This window comes from Streptosporangium subroseum (genome assembly GCF_900188345.1).
GTDB classification, from domain to species: domain Bacteria; phylum Actinomycetota; class Actinomycetes; order Streptosporangiales; family Streptosporangiaceae; genus Streptosporangium; species Streptosporangium subroseum.
Genome location: NZ_FZOD01000024.1, coordinates 1 through 14,250 on the forward strand (window position 1 = coordinate 1; position 14,250 = coordinate 14,250).

At 68.9% G+C, this 14,250-nt stretch carries 12 protein-coding genes; 6 read left to right on the top strand and 6 right to left on the bottom strand.

Annotated elements, in window-relative coordinates; genetic code table 11:
• Positions 1 to 414: 414 nt before the first annotated feature.
• Genes CHC08_RS23375 through CHC08_RS48450 form a run of 3 tightly spaced genes read right to left on the bottom strand, consistent with a single transcriptional unit; the run spans position 415 to position 2,350 of the window.
• The gene (locus CHC08_RS23375) at positions 415 to 1,908 is read right to left on the bottom strand and encodes a condensation domain-containing protein (protein ID WP_089209503.1); all 1,494 of its coding nucleotides are present in this window, start codon (positions 1,906 to 1,908) and stop codon (positions 415 to 417) included.
• Complete coding sequence (locus CHC08_RS23380) at positions 1,905 to 2,189, bottom strand: acyl carrier protein (RefSeq protein ID WP_089209504.1); 285 nt, start codon at positions 2,187 to 2,189, stop codon at positions 1,905 to 1,907. Before CHC08_RS23380 ends, CHC08_RS23375 begins: the two co-directional genes overlap by 4 nt.
• A complete protein-coding gene (locus CHC08_RS48450) occupies positions 2,186 to 2,350 on the bottom strand; it encodes an MbtH family protein (protein ID WP_143653324.1) in 165 nt (54 codons plus the stop codon). Before CHC08_RS48450 ends, CHC08_RS23380 begins: the two co-directional genes overlap by 4 nt.
• An 830-nt stretch (positions 2,351 to 3,180) precedes the next feature.
• On the opposite strand from CHC08_RS48450, the gene CHC08_RS23385 reads away from it, so the two are divergent.
• Both CHC08_RS23385 and CHC08_RS23390 read left to right on the top strand, forming a co-directional pair.
• On the top strand, positions 3,181 to 3,756 hold the full coding sequence (locus CHC08_RS23385) for a copper resistance CopC family protein (RefSeq protein ID WP_089209505.1): 576 nt from the start codon (positions 3,181 to 3,183) through the stop codon (positions 3,754 to 3,756).
• A complete protein-coding gene (locus CHC08_RS23390) occupies positions 3,756 to 4,787 on the top strand; it encodes a copper resistance D family protein (RefSeq protein ID WP_089209506.1) in 1,032 nt (343 codons plus the stop codon). Before CHC08_RS23385 ends, CHC08_RS23390 begins: the two co-directional genes overlap by 1 nt.
• On the opposite strand, the gene CHC08_RS23395 is transcribed toward CHC08_RS23390, so the two are convergent.
• Complete coding sequence (locus tag CHC08_RS23395; RefSeq protein WP_089209507.1) at positions 4,745 to 5,905, bottom strand: hypothetical protein; 1,161 nt, start codon at positions 5,903 to 5,905, stop codon at positions 4,745 to 4,747. The two genes, CHC08_RS23390 and CHC08_RS23395, sit on opposite strands and share 43 nt — an antisense overlap.
• Positions 5,906 to 6,183: 278 nt before the next feature.
• Here CHC08_RS23395 and CHC08_RS23400 point away from each other — a divergent pair, with 278 nt between their 5' ends.
• Positions 6,184 to 8,958 (top strand): alpha/beta fold hydrolase, encoded by a 2,775-nt coding sequence (locus tag CHC08_RS23400; protein WP_089209508.1) that lies wholly within the window; start codon positions 6,184 to 6,186, stop codon positions 8,956 to 8,958.
• On the top strand, positions 8,955 to 9,854 hold the full coding sequence (locus CHC08_RS23405; RefSeq protein ID WP_089209509.1) for an ABC transporter permease: 900 nt from the start codon (positions 8,955 to 8,957) through the stop codon (positions 9,852 to 9,854). Before CHC08_RS23400 ends, CHC08_RS23405 begins: the two co-directional genes overlap by 4 nt.
• 228 nt (positions 9,855 to 10,082) lie before the next feature.
• Here CHC08_RS23405 and CHC08_RS49695 read toward each other — a convergent pair whose 3' ends face one another.
• A complete protein-coding gene (locus CHC08_RS49695; RefSeq protein WP_179282171.1) occupies positions 10,083 to 10,247 on the bottom strand; it encodes a hypothetical protein in 165 nt (54 codons plus the stop codon).
• 254 nt (positions 10,248 to 10,501) lie between these two features.
• Between CHC08_RS49695 and CHC08_RS23410 the strand changes: the two genes are divergently transcribed.
• Positions 10,502 to 12,562, top strand: a complete 2,061-nt coding sequence (locus tag CHC08_RS23410) for an ATP-binding protein (protein WP_245878499.1) — start codon at positions 10,502 to 10,504, stop codon at positions 12,560 to 12,562.
• A 183-nt stretch (positions 12,563 to 12,745) separates the two neighbouring features.
• Entirely contained in the window at positions 12,746 to 13,753 is a 1,008-nt protein-coding gene (locus tag CHC08_RS23415) for a terpene synthase family protein (protein ID WP_089209511.1), read from the top strand.
• Positions 13,754 to 13,769: 16 nt separating this feature from the next.
• Here CHC08_RS23415 and CHC08_RS23420 read toward each other — a convergent pair whose 3' ends face one another.
• Positions 13,770 to 14,174 carry an ankyrin repeat domain-containing protein gene (locus CHC08_RS23420; protein WP_089209512.1) on the bottom strand — a complete coding sequence of 135 codons (405 nt, stop codon included), beginning with the start codon at positions 14,172 to 14,174 and terminating at the stop codon, positions 13,770 to 13,772.
• Between the last annotated feature and the right edge of the window lie 76 nt (positions 14,175 to 14,250).

Sequence of the window (14,250 nt, forward strand, 5' to 3'; positions counted from 1 at the left end):
CGCCCGGGTCGGGCCCTGATGGGTGGCGACCGCCGTGGAGGCCGGTCTGCGGACCTCGCCGCCCCCCTGCCGCCGGATGGTTGCCGGACTCATATCGGGTTGCCTTCCGGCAGCCACACCTTTTCGAATCTCCCATTTTAAATGAGTAAAGTTCGCGTCTCGCGAATGTGCGGTACGACTTCGAACAGCGGAAAGCGTCACGCCTTGGCGGCCGGACCGATGTCCGAGGATTTCCGTCTGGTTTATTGGCTGGAGCGGACCCTTCGGCGGTTAACCGCCAAACCCGCCTCCGTCCTTCACCGGCGCCTTGACTACGATCATGGCGACAGGACTCACGAGCCGAGTCCCGTTGTTATCGCGACCGCCTTTATCATTTTTCGCAGCGATTCTTGCAGCACTGGCCGATATCGGCCATCAAAACGATTCGGCGCCGGCGAGCGGCGAGGACGGACCGGCTTCCGACGGGCCGGACCAGTCGGGGCCCGTCATCACCCAGTCGCCGGGCCGTTCGATCGGGGTGATGCCGCACCGTTCGGCGACCTCGTCGAGGGGCACCTCCCCGGCCACGCTGCCGACCAGCAGCGTCTCCAGTCCGCGCAGCAGCGCGTATGCCGTGGACCGTGGCAGGCGTGCGGTGTCGGTCAGCAGATAGAGCTGGCAGGTGTTCGTGGCGGGACCGGTGGCGAAGAAGGCCGTCGCGTCCACCTTCGGCCACGCGCCGACGAAGAAGGTCCTGGTCTGTTCGGTGAGGGCGGCTATCGCGGCGGGGTCGCCCGCCGGTTCCACCCCGGGCAGGTCCGGCCAGTGACCGATGGTCCGCGTGTCGTTGAAGTAGGCCGACAGGTCGATGGCGCCACCGCGCTCGCGGCCGACCTCCTCGCGGAGTGCCATCATCCCCAACGGGTCGTACTGCGCGTGCCGGTAGGTGGTCAGCGCCTGCCCGTGTCCGGCACGGACGGCGTCGGCGAACGTCCCTTCGGGCAGATCGAGGACAAAGAGCCCGTCCTGCACGACGGCGCCCACCATGGCCTCGATCTGGGAGCCGTGCCGGTTGGCCACGATGAGCTGCATGGCCACCTCACGGTGTCCCGTCAGCGTGGCCAGCAGCACGGCGCTCGCGGTGGTCAGCACGCTGGCCGTACTGACCGACCAGCGTTCCGCCAGGACCTCGGCCGCGGCGGCGACCGCGGCCGACTCCATACCGACCCGGACGAACCGCTGCTCCTCCGGTGTCTCGCCGGGGAAGTCGAACAGGGACCTGGGCACCCTTCCCAACACCGCGCGCCAGTGGCGGAACGCCCGCTCCCCGCGTGCGGCGCCCGCGCCCTCCCGCTCGAAGGCGGCCTGGTCCAGCGGCTGCCAGGCCGGAACCGGCAGCTCGTCTCCGGCGAGCAGGCTCCTCCAGTCGGTCGCCAGGATGTTCAGCGACCACCCGTCCACCGCCAGGTGGGTCAGGGCGAAGGCCACCGCCCGCGGCCGTCCGTCGCGGGTCACGACGGCACATCGGAACGGCAGCTCGGTCGCGTAGTCGAACCCTTTGGCGGCCAGCTCGGCGGAGAGCTCCCTCGCCACGACGAGCGGTCTGGCCTCTCCCGCCTCGAACACCTCGACCGTGAACCGGCCCTCACGCGCCACGCGCTGGACCGGGCCGCCGGGAATCTCCTCGTAGGTCGTCCTGAGCGTCTCGTGCCGCTCGACGAGCCGGCGCAGGGCCAGCAGGACGGCGCCGAGGTCTCGCCTGCCGTAGACGGGCAGCGTCCAGGGAAGGTTGAAGTAGGGGTCGCCGTCGTCCAGCCACCGGGTCAGCCGCCAGAACGCCTGCTGGCCCCAGGTGAGCGAGGACTCGCCACCCCGCGTGCCGGTGAACTCCACCGGCTCCGCCCGCTGCCACGTGAGATCGCCCGTCATCGTGATCGGGCGATCTCGACGGCGACGACGCGGGAGGCGAGCATCGCGTCCACGTAGCCGACCAGCAGCGGGAAGCTGTCGAGATACGCCGCGCTGCCGCCCAGATCGAGGAGTACGTCGAACCTCTCCTCGACGGCGTCGATCAGCCGGAGCACCGCGAGCGAGGTGACGCCGAGCGCGGACAGGGAGCCGTCCGAACCGAGGATCTCCTCGGGGGCGAGCCGCCCCTCACACGCGGTGGAGATCATTCCCGCGATCCTGGTCGCCAGCGGCCCGGTCATGCCGGTGCCTGTCGCACGCCGAGCGGGCGCAGGTCCGTCCGCACCCGGTCGATGCGGGTGGGGCGGTCCTCCTTCGGCCCCTCGAAGCCCGCGGGCGGCTCCCCGCCCGCGGAGCAGAGCGAGTACCGCTCCTCGTTGTTGAGCACCACCGGGAAACTCATGTCCGGACCTCATCTTTCGTACGGTTCCTCGGGCGAACGCGGCTCCGCGGAGACTCGAACCCGGCCGGGTCGCCGGGGACGTCGACCGGGTACCACCCGGCTTCGGCCGGAGATCTTCGGCCTTGGAGTTCGAGGAGGACGTCACTGCACCTCCCTACCGGCGGGAGGGGAACCACATGCGTTCCGGGCGGTGGAGAACGGGATCACCCTCGCGGGCGCTTCCATGAAGGTCGGCCGAACCCGCCCGTCCGGAGGTCGGTCGACCCGGTGACGTGAGGGTCAGGACGTGTCCGCGGATCCTCCTCGTGGTGAGAAGCCGTGGACACGCCTTGGCGCGGCGCGGAATCTCTCCGGCCCAAGGTCGGGGAATACACCTGCAGGGCATGGGCGCCCGCCCGAGCACACCTCATGCTCTTGTGGAGTGCGGTGATATGGGAACGCTCCCACGCATGAGGCTAGAGATCACGCGCCAAATTCGTCAAGGTTTCGCGGCCGTTTTCGAGTACGGCAAACCGAAACAAACCCGCCGTTAGGGTCCCCGCGCAGATGGGACCCCTTATCCACGATTTCCCTGAACCCCGCCGTCCATCCGCCGGTCGACAGCCGCCCCCTCGACTTCACCTCCTTATTGGGAGCGCTCCCATATTGCCCTGATCCTTGAAGCCCCCCGGCGGCCCGAGCGTGTTCCCCGGTCGCCTCCTGCACCGCTCTCGAAGCGCCGGAGATCCCCGGCCGAGAGTCCTCAAGCGCCTGTCACTCGATTCCCCGGGCGGAAGGCAGGGGTGGGAGCATGGCCGGGTCATGACAAACCCAACGGAAGGCCATGATCGGTGAGGCGGCTACTCACGGTCCTGCTGCTCGCGTGTGCCGTGCTGTTCGGCGCGGTCGCGCCGGCGCAGGCCCACAACATACTGATCGGCAGCGACCCCAAGGACGGCGCGCAGCTCGCCACCGGCCCGGACAAGATCACACTCACCTTCGACCAGCCCGTACGGCAGGGCTTCGCGCAAATCAGCGTGACCGGCCCGGACGGAACCCGCTGGGAGAACGGCAAGACGACCGTCGACAACCACAAGGTCAGCGTCGGCGTCAACCCGCTGGGCCCGGCGGGCGAGTACATCGTGGGCTACCGGATCCTGTCCTCCGACGGCCACCCGGTCGCGAGCAAGACGGCCTTCACCCTGACCACCCCCGGCACGGGCACCGCGTCCCAGCCGGCCCCGGGCCTTTCGTCCGCCGGGCCGCAGGCGCAGGCCCAGGCACCCGGTCTGGGCGCCCAGGCCGCCGAGGCCGCGCAGAACGGCGGGGCGGGGATGGCCGTGCTCTGGATCGTCGGATCCATCCTTCTTCTGGGCTGCGCCACCGTCGTGGCGCTGCGCCGTACAAAAGAGCGGGAGAGCGCGTGATGACCGTGACCGTCGAGCGCGCCCCCCAGGCGGACACGGTCAGGAGGCTGCTGGCCGGCGGGTTCGTCTCGGCAGCCGTGCTGGCCGTGCTGGTCGCGTCGGCGTTCACCGCCCAGGAGGCGGTGCCGGGAATCGCGATACCCGGCCCGCTGGTGGAGTACGGCCTGCCGGTGCTGCGCGTGCTGCTGGACCTGGCCGCGGTGGCCGTGGTCGGGCTGAGCCTGCTGCCCAAACTGCTGGGGTTCGACGACCCCGAGCGGACCGAGCCGGTGATGCGCCGGGCACGGCCGATGGCGGTGGCGTTCGCGTGGGCGTGGGCGGTGCTGGCACTGGTCGTCATCGTCTTCCAGACCGCCGAGCTGAACCCCGGGTTGATCCCGACCCCCGGCATGATCGTCGAGTATGTCAACAGCGTCGGCGCGGGCCAGGGCATGCTCTTCAGCGCCGCCTGCGCGCTGTCCTACGCCGGAATCGGGCTGCTGGCCGTGCGGTTCGGCGAGAAGGTCCCGGCCGAGCTCCGGATCGTGATCGCCTTCTTCGGCCTGCTCCCGATCCCGGTCACCGGACACGCGGTGTCCTCGGTCTGGCACGACCCCATCATGATCTCGATGGAGCTGCACGTGATGGGCGCGGCGGCCTGGACCGGCGGCCTGGTCGTGATCACCCTGCTGGTCGCCCGCGATCGGGAGCTGCTGGCGCGGGTCCTGCCGGGATTCTCCAAGATGGCGACACTGGCCTTGATCGTGGTCGGCCTCTCCGGTGTGGTGAACGGCCTGGCCACGATGCTCCTCACCCCGGGCGTCGAGCTGCCCGGAGCGCTGCTGACCGGCGAGTACGGACCTCTCCTGGTCGCCAAGGCCGCATGCGTGGCGTTGCTCGTCCCGCTTGCCGCCCACATCCGGTTCCGCCTGCTGTCGCGGATCGCGGAACGGCAGGCGACGACGGTCATCGCGTGGGCGACGGCGGAGATCACCGTGATGGGTGTCGCCTACGGCGTGGCGGTGGCGCTGACCACGGCCTCCCTCTCCTGAGCCCGGAGCGTGTGACGACTGAAAGACCACTCGGCGGCCGCCCACAGGACCGCGAGCCCGGCCCAGCCGATCACCATGGTCATGGGCGTCACCAGCGGCGGCGCGATGAACGTCGCGTGCTGGAAGCGGAGCGCCTGGTCCAGGAGGACGGTGGCCGCGAGCGAGCCGACCAGCACCCGGAGCGCCGGAATTCTGATCAGGAACGACAGGTCGACGGCGAGGGCCCCGACGATCAGGAAGACCGGCACCGCCGAGTGCGGGAAGCCGGCGAGGGCCAGGAGGGGCCAGATCAGGGTGCGGAAGGCGACGTAGACGGCGACCACCGCGGTGGCGGAGAACATCCGGCCGATCATCGCGCGGGCGTAGACGGCCACCAGCACGGCGGCGATCACGGCGTAGAGCGGGTAGAGCTGATCGGGCACGGGCAGCGCGAAGTGGAGCGCCACGGCCCTGTCGTCCACCGGCAGGCCGATCTGGTCGGCGGCGAACTTGATCAGGATCGGCTCGGCCTCCGGCTGGCCACGGTCCCAGGCGGCGATGCTGTACACGCCGTACTCCTGGTGCTGGGCCGGGAACCAGACGTTCTCAAACAGGAACACAAAGAGCCCGCCGAGCACCATCGTCCGCATCCGTCCGGGACGTGCCCGGACGAACCAGCCGCGGATCACCCCGCAGATCATGAAAAATGTGCCGATGTAGAGCATCAGGTGAGAGGGGCTCCACGAGGTGATGTCGAGCCCGTTGATCCGGTGGTTGATCAAGTCCAGCGGCACCGCGACCAGGAAGACGCCCGTTCCCCAGGCGATGAGGCGCTGCGCCATCTTGTCCACGCCGTAACCGGTGTAGACGTGGATGATCGTGAGCGCGAGGGCGATGGCGGTGCCGACGCTGTTGAGCAGGTGCGGCGGGGCCAGGTCGTCGCGGAGCCACTTGAAGTGCCAGGAGACGTCCCAGGACGCTCCGAGCACCTTGAAGGAAAAGGCCACCAACCACCCGAGGTAAAGCAGACGGAACAGATCCTCGGGTGTCTCCCTGCCGGCCTTCCCTCGGGTCCAGTAGGGCATGGCCCATTCCAGGGCTGGGGTGGCTCTTCTTCTGAGGCTCTCAACTGGCTTCACGCGTCGAAATGATGCCCGCCCTTACCTTGCTCCGCAATCGGGGATATCCCTTAGACATACGTGGGTCTTGTCCCCTCCTGCCTGAATGATCGTCCCGGCCTGCTCACCGAGCCCCTCCTCGCCCCTCACCGGACCCCTCCTCACCCCTCACCGGACCTCTCCTCACCCCCTGCCGGACCTCTCTTCGCCCCCTGCCGCAGCCGGTCGTCACCGCCGGCGGCCGTGACAGCTGAGAGCCGTCTCAGCGGCTTCTCAGCCGAGATCAGTAGGCTCTCGGCATGAAGCTTGCGGGAAGGCCGACCACCTGGATAGCGGTGGCCGCCGTGCTTGTCATCGGTGTCGCGACCTGGCTGCTCTGGCCGTCCGCGCCACAGGTGCGGGCTCAGGATCAGATGATCCAGGTGCTCGACGGGCCTGGCGACGACCAGCGGGTGACGCTGGACGCGAGTTTCTTCCCGCCGGCCGGTGGCGGCAGGGCGCCGGTGGTGCTGCTCGCGCACGGCTTCGGCGGCAGCAAGCAGAGCGTCAGGGAGCCGGCCCTGCGGCTGGCGCAGGAGGGCTACGCCGTGCTGACCTGGTCGGCGCGGGGATTCGGCCGCTCCACCGGGCAGATCGCCCTGAACTCCCCCGACTACGAGGTCAAGGACGTCCGCCAGCTCGTCGACTGGGTCGCCAGGCGGCCCGAGGTCCAGCTCGACGCGAGCGGCGACCCGAGGGTGGGCATCGCGGGCGGCTCGTACGGCGGGGCCATCGCTCTGATGGCCGCCGCGCACGACAGCAGGATCGACGCGATCGTGCCGCAGATCACCTGGTACGACCTGGCCGACGCGCTGTTCCCCAACGCCACCGGACAGGGACCCCAGAGCGGGGTGTTCAAGCGCATGTGGGCGGGACTGTTCTTCAGCCGGGGCGGCCCGACCTCGGCCGGCCCGGCGATCGGCGCGGTGACCGGCACCGCCGCAGACCCGGGCTCCGGCCCGGCCTCTCCCGGCGACCGCGCCGCGCGGCCCGCGGTGCCGCTCACCGCGGAGGAGGTCCGCTGCGGCCGGTTCCTGCCGGAGATCTGTGACATGTACCAGCAGGTGGCGGAGACCGGCCAGGCGACCGCGAGCGCGGTGGAGACCCTGCGCAGGTCGAGTCCGATCTCCGTACCCGGAAAGATCAAGATTCCGACGCTGCTGCTCCAGGGGCAGCGGGACTCGCTGTTCCCCCTGGGCCAGGCGGACGCCAACGCCAAGGCCATCGCCGCCACCGGCGCCCCGGTCGACGTCGCCTGGTTCGACGGCGGTCACGACGGCGGCAACGGCGAGGTCGACTGGATCCACGAGGAGACCCTCGGCTGGTTCGACCACTACCTGAAGAAGAGCGCCGGAACCGGACAGGCGAACAGCGCGTTCACCGTCACCCGCGACGGCGGCCGGGACCCCGGCACCCGCCGCCCGGTCCAGCTGCACGCCACCGCCGCACGCTACGCAGGCCTGTCGGGCACCGGCCAGACCCCGGTGCCGATCAGCGGCCCCGAGCAGCAGGTGGCCAGCCCGCCGGGCGGGTCTCCCTCCTCGATCTCCGCGGTCCCCGGTTTCGGCGGCCTCGCGGGCGGCTCCGCCACCCTCAACCTCTCCGTGGACATGGCCGGGCAGAGCGCGGGCTTCGACTCCGCGCCGCTCACCGCCCCGCTCCAGGTCACCGGCAGCTCCACCGTGAAGGTGCGGGTGAGCGTGGAGCCCGGAGGATCCTCGCCCGCCGACACGACCGGCGCCGCCGGGGGCGGGAGCGAGACCACCACCGCCGCCGGGAGCGAGGACGCCGGAGGCGGGAGTGAGACCACCGCCGGCGGGAGCGGGGACGCCGGAGGCGGGAGTGACACCATCGCCGGCGGGAGCGGGGACGGCAAGGCCGGGCAGCGCGACGTGACGCTGTTCGCCAAGCTCTACGACGTGGCGGGCGACGCTCAGGCACCGATCCTGCCGGAGGGGCTCGTCGCCCCGGTCAAGATCACCGTCCCCGAGGGCGGCTCGGCCGAGGCGACGGTGACCCTGCCCGCCATCGACCACGGCTTCGACGTCGGGCACCGGCTGCGGGTCGCGTTCACCACCACCGACCTCGGCTACAGCACCCCCGCCGCCCCGGCCGTCTACAAGATCGGCCTGGCCTCCCCCGCGGTGACCGTTCCCACCTACGCCGCCCTGCGCACGCCCTCCACCGCACCCGCGTGGTGGACCTGGGTGCTGCCGCTGGTCTCCCTCGTCGCCGCGGCCGTCCTGCTGCTCGCCGGGCGCCGCCGCATGAGAGACGACCACGACCCCGCCCTGGACTCCGTACCCCTGCGGATCAACGGCCTGACCAAGGCCTACGGCAACGGCGAGCTGGCGGTGAACGACCTGTCGTTCACCGTAGAGCACGGCCAGGTGCTCGGTCTGCTCGGCCCCAACGGGGCGGGCAAGACCACCACCCTGCGGATGCTGATGGGTCTGATCCACCCCGACGCGGGAGAGGTCCGGATCTTCGGCCACCGGGTCGTCCCCGGCGCTCCGGTCCTGTCCAGGCTGGGCTCGTTCGTCGAGGGCCCCGGCTTCCTGCCGCACCTGAGCGGCCGGGACAACCTGGAGCTCTACTGGAAGGCGACCGGCCGTCCCACCGAGGACGCCCACTTCGCCGAGGCCCTGGAGATCGCCGGGCTCGGCAAGGCGCTGGAACGGGCCGTGCGGACCTACTCCCAGGGCATGCGCCAGCGCCTGGCCATCGCCCAGGCCATGCTCGGCCTGCCCGACCTGCTGGTCCTCGACGAACCCACCAACGGGCTCGACCCACCCCAGATCCGTGAGATGCGCGAGGTCCTGATCCGCTACGCCGCGCAGGGCCGTACCGTCATCGTCTCCAGCCACCTGCTGGCCGAGGTGGAGCAGACCTGCAGCCACGTGGTGGTCATGCACCGCGGGAGACTCATCACGGCCGGCACCGTGAGCGAGCTGCTCCGCAGCCGCACCCCGGTCAACGGCGCGGGCCCCCGCCTTGAGGACGTGTTCCTGGACCTGATCGGAGAGAACGCATGAGCGACGCCAACGGCTCGAGTACGGCCGTCGCCGGGGGCGGGCTCGCGGAGAGCGGCTCGGCACCCGGATACGCGCCGGGGCGCACGCTGCCGCTCGCCGTGGAGATCGTCCGCCAGTTCAAGCGGCGCCGCACGCTGGCGATGTTCGGCCTGCTGCTCGCGCTGCCGTGGATCCTGGTGATCGCCTTCAAGGTCGGCGCCGGATCGAGCCAGCCGACCAACACGCTGCGCATCTCCGACCTGGCCACCGAGGGCGCCCTGAACTTCGCCGCGTTCGCCCTGTCGGTGTCGGCGGGTTTCCTGCTGGTCGTCGCCGTGGCGCTGTTCTGCGGCGACACCGTGGCGAGCGAGGCCAACTGGTCCTCGCTGCGCTACCTGCTGGCCGCCCCGATCCCCCGCGACCGGCTGCTGCGGCAGAAGCTGGTCGTCGCGATGGGCTACTCGGCGGCGGCGGTGATCTGCCTGCCGTTGATGGCCCTGCTGGCCGGGACCCTGGCCTTCGGCTGGAACGACGTCCGGGTGCCCGGCACCGGCGAGACCATCGCCGCACTGGAGGTGCTGCCCAGGTTCGGCGTCGTGATCGGCTACGCGCTGGTCAGTCAGTTCGTGGTCGCGGCGCTGGCCTTCCTGCTCTCGGTGAGCACCGACTCCCCGCTCGGGGCGGTCGGCGGAGCGGTCGGCCTGGTGATCGTGAGCAACATCCTCCAGGCGGTCGAGGCGCTCGGCTCGCTCCGGGAGTTTCTTCCGACCTTCTGGAACACGGCCTGGCTGGACGCCCTGGCTCCGCAGCCCGAATACGGCGGCATGATCAAGGGCGTGGCCGTCTCGGTCACCTATTCGGCGATCCTGGTCGCGTTCGCCTTCCGCCGGTTCCGGCGCAAGGACATCGTCTCCTAGCCGAGCCCGGCCGAACCTGGCCGATATCGGCCACGTCTGGCCGGCATCGATCGGATCCGACCTGTCCCAGCCGATGCAGGTCGGGTCGGACCGGTCCCGGCCGGGGTCTGACCGGCGCCGATCGGGTCCGGCTCAGCCCCAGCCGATCCAGGTCGGATCCAACCGGGCCGGGCTCCAGCTGATCTCGACCGTTCCGGCCAGGGCTCCCGATGGGAGGCCCGGTGGGTGTCACCAGTGGGGCGGGCGATCCTCGATCAGCCGGGCGTCGTCGTCCGTCTCGCGCCACTCGCTCCACCCGAGGTCGGTGTCGTCACCGGTCTGATCGGGCAGGATCGGCAGACCGTCATCGGAGAGGTCGACAGGGCGCAGATCATCAGGTTCATGCGATGTCACCCGTCCATGCTAGCTACCCCGGCGAGGGAATCATCTCCGCCCCGGGGGAAAGCTCATCTCCTTTGAGGAGAACGCTCTTCGCCCTATGACCACGGCACAAAGAACAACGCAAAGGACAGCCGGAGGTACAGACGGTACGATGCAAAGGCAGATGTGATCTACCCCCTCTGTCAGCTACCCCCCGTGAGGCGGCCATGGCAACGCCATCAGGATGGCGGCGAGACGGCAATCTCCCCAACGAGCTAAACAGTTTCGTGGGACGCACCAAGTTACTGATCACGCTCCAGCAACGGCTTCGAAATCCTGAGACGCGGCTGGTCACCCTGACCGGTGTCGGAGGTGTCGGCAAGTCCCGTACGGCGCTGCGCATCGCGCACCTTGAGCAGAACCAGTTCAAGGACGGCGTATGGTTCGCCGACCTGGCCCGGCTGCAGGACGCGGGGATGGTCCGGCACACGATCGCCTCGGCGCTCGGGATCGCCGACCAGTCCTCACGCTCGGAGAGCGACACGCTCACCGACTGGGTAGGCGAGCGGCACATTCTGCTCATCATCGACACGTGCGAGCACCTGCTGGAGGCCTGCACCAGCCTGATCGACGTGCTGCTGGATCGCGCCCCCAACCTGCGCATCCTCGCAACCAGCCGACAGTCCATGCAACTGCCGTACGAGCAGGTCGTGAACGTGCCGCCGCTCGCGGTGCCCGGCGACGATCCCACCGAGAGCCTGTTCTCCAACGAGTCGATCCAGCTGTTCACCGCGCGGGCCAGGGCGGTCGTACCCGACTTCGTGCTCGACGAGCAGACCATCGGCTCGGTGGCCGAGCTGTGCCAGCGGCTCGACGGCATCCCGCTGGCCATCGAGCTCGCCGCGGTGCGGCTGCGGGCGCTGTCAGTGGTGCAGATCCTGACGTTGCTGGCCGACCGGTTCAGTCTGCTATCCGGCGCGAGCCGTACGGCGTTGCCGCGACACCAGACGCTGCGCGCCGCGATCGGCTGGAGCCATGAGCTGTGTGAGCCCGCCGAGCGGCTCCTCTGGGCGCGGCTGTCGGTCTTCGCCGGCGACTTCGAACTCGATGCCGCCCGTTACGTCTGCTCCGGGGACAACCTTCCCGCCGAAAACATTCTGGATCTCATCTCCAGCCTCGTGGAAAAGTCCATCCTGCTGAGTGACGGCACGCCCTCCGGCCACCGCTACCGGCTGATCGACACCCTGCGTAAATACGGCGAGGAGTGGCTGGAGAAGCTGGAAGACACCGATCGGATACAGAAGCGGCATCGGGATTACTACCTGCAGTTGGCCGAGCGCGGCGAGCAGGCCTGGTCGGGGCCGCGGCAGGTGTACTGGTTCATGCGCACGCGTCTGGAGCAGAACAACCTCCGCTCAGCCATCAACTACTGCTTATCCACACCGGGCGAGGCGAAGATCGCCCTCGACCTGCTGTCATCGCTCTGGTTCATGTGGGTGGCCTGCGGATTCTCCCGCGAGGGCAAGCTGTATCTGGAGCGGGCGCTGGCGGCGAACCCCAAGCCGAGCAAGGAGCGCTGCAAGGCGCTGTGGGTGATTTCGTATATATGCAGCCATCAGGACGACACGCACGGCGCGATACAACACGCCGAAAAGTGCAGTAGCGAGGCCCTGCAGGTAGGCGACTCCGCCGCCGTGATCCTGGCCACCAAGATGCTCGGCACCGCGGCCTCACTCCAGGGCGATCTGCGGAAGGCCACTGCGTTGCTGGGCGTCGCCATCGAGTTCCACCGCGGTGGGGGCGAGCTCAATCCGGGCCTGCTGCCGGCGATCGTCGAGTTGTCGTTCGTGCTCACCGCGCAGAACGAGACGGCCGAGGCCGAGCAACTCCTCCAGGACTGCCTCAACGTCTGCCTGCAACGAGGTGAGTTGTGGCTGCGCTCATACGTGTACTGGGCCATGTCGGAGGCGCAGCTGAAGTCCGGCCACATCACCGAGGCTGCCACCAACGCCCGTGAAGGACTGCGCATCAAGCTGCACTTCCATGATGTGATCGGCACCCTGATGTGCCTGGAGGCGATGGCGCGCATCGCCGTCGCCGAGGAGCAGGCCGTACACGCTGCCCGGTTGCACGGTGCCTCCGAGGGCAACTGGCGGTTGTTCGGGCTGCCTCTGTTCGGCTCTCCGTTCTTCGAGGAGGGCCACAAACAGGGCGTCAAGGAGTGCAAGCGGATGATCGGCGACAGTGCCTACCAGATCCACTTCCAGGAGGGCTTCCAGCTCTCATTGGAGGAGGCGACAACGCTCGCACTTGACGACGGCACGACGCCCGGGCCGTTCCGCAAGTAGCCCTAATATGACATCATTCGGGGGGATAATTACGCTTTGCCGGAATTGCCCCATTTGCCAGTCTTGCTACTATTTAACAATCATTTAATCCCATAATTCTCGTCCAAGGTGCTTGCCCTATCAGTAAATTTGGGGAAATGTGGAGCACATTATCTAGGATTAGGTTATGGGAAGGTCGCACACATGGAAGATGTCACTCTGCCGGTGTTGCGCATCCCATTCCCGTCCCGCATCAACCCCTTCGAGGCGGCGGCCGCAGCACACACCACCGAGTGGGCCCGGAAGTACGGCCTCATTACGGAGGAGGCCGAGGAGTCCCGCTTCGTGGGTGAGTCCTATGCCCGCCTGGTGGCTCGGCTCTATCCTGAGGCGTCCCTGCCCGACTTGGAGCTGGCCGCCGACCTGAACAGCTGGTTCCACGTTTACGACGATCAGTTCGAGCTGGCCGAGGTGGGCCGCGATCCCGTCCTGGCCCGCAGGCTCGCCGAGCGAACCGAGTCCCTGCTCCGGGGCGACCCACCCGGACCTACTGCGGGCCCCGTCCTGCGCGGCCTGGTGGTTCTCCGCGAGCGGATGCAGACCCGAGCCGGGGACGCGTGGTGGGAGAGGTTCTCCCGAAACCTGCGGCAGTGCTTCAACGCCGCGATGTGGGAAGTGGAAAACCGGGCAACCGGGAAGATCCCCGACCCGGTGTCCTACGTGGACCACAAGCTGGATATCGCCTATGTTCCGCCGTCGTTCGACCTCATCGAGCTGATCGAGCACTTCGAGATACCGGCCGCCATCCGCTTCTCTTCGGAGTACACCACGCTCCAGCACGAGGCAGGCCATGTGGTCGTGTGCACCAATGACGTCGTTGGGCTACGCCGCGAGCTCGCGCAGGGTGAGTTCCACAACCTCGTCGTCGTGCTCAAGAACGCGCAGGGTTGCACGCTCCAGGAGGCCGTCGACCAGGTCGAGCGGACGATCTCAGAACGGGTCGACAAGTACCTCGCCGCCAAGGAGGCGCTGGAGGTCAGGTTCGACATCCTGGGTGTGGACGAGGAAGTGCGGTGGGCGACTCGGCGTTGCGTCGCTGGGCTGGAGCACTGGATGCGCGGCTACCTGGACTGGGCGCTGGAGTCCCGGCGCTTCTCCGACCTCGTGCTCCCCGGCCAGGTCTCCAGCTTCCACCGGGAACTGATCGACTGAGGCGCGAGGCATTGACTCACGAACCGGCCGGCCCGCCAAACCAGCGGAGGAACTCCTCGTACCCGAACATCCGCGCCGTATCCGTCGCCGACGGAGCCCCCGCGTCCGGATCCGCGCCCGCGTCGAGGAGCGCCCGGATCACCTCCGGCTCCTTCTTGAAAACCGCGCCCGCGAGCGGCGTCTGTCCGCGATCATTGGCTCTGCCCGCGTCGGCTCCCAGTTCGGCGAGCACCCGGACGGTCTCCGCGTGCCCGTGGTAGGCGGCGAGCATCAACAGGGTGTCGCCCTTGTCGTTGCTCAGGTTGGCCGGAACCCCGGCCTCGACATATGCGCGGAGCTGATCGGTCTCCCCGGTCCTCGCCAGGTCGAACAGACGGGTCGCGAACTCCTCGAGCTCCGGGTCAGGCTGCATGGGATCCATTCTGCCCCGATAGGGTGCCCTGTGATCGGCACAGGTAGGCGGAATTCAACGGACGCCCCACGGGTTGATCTGAGAG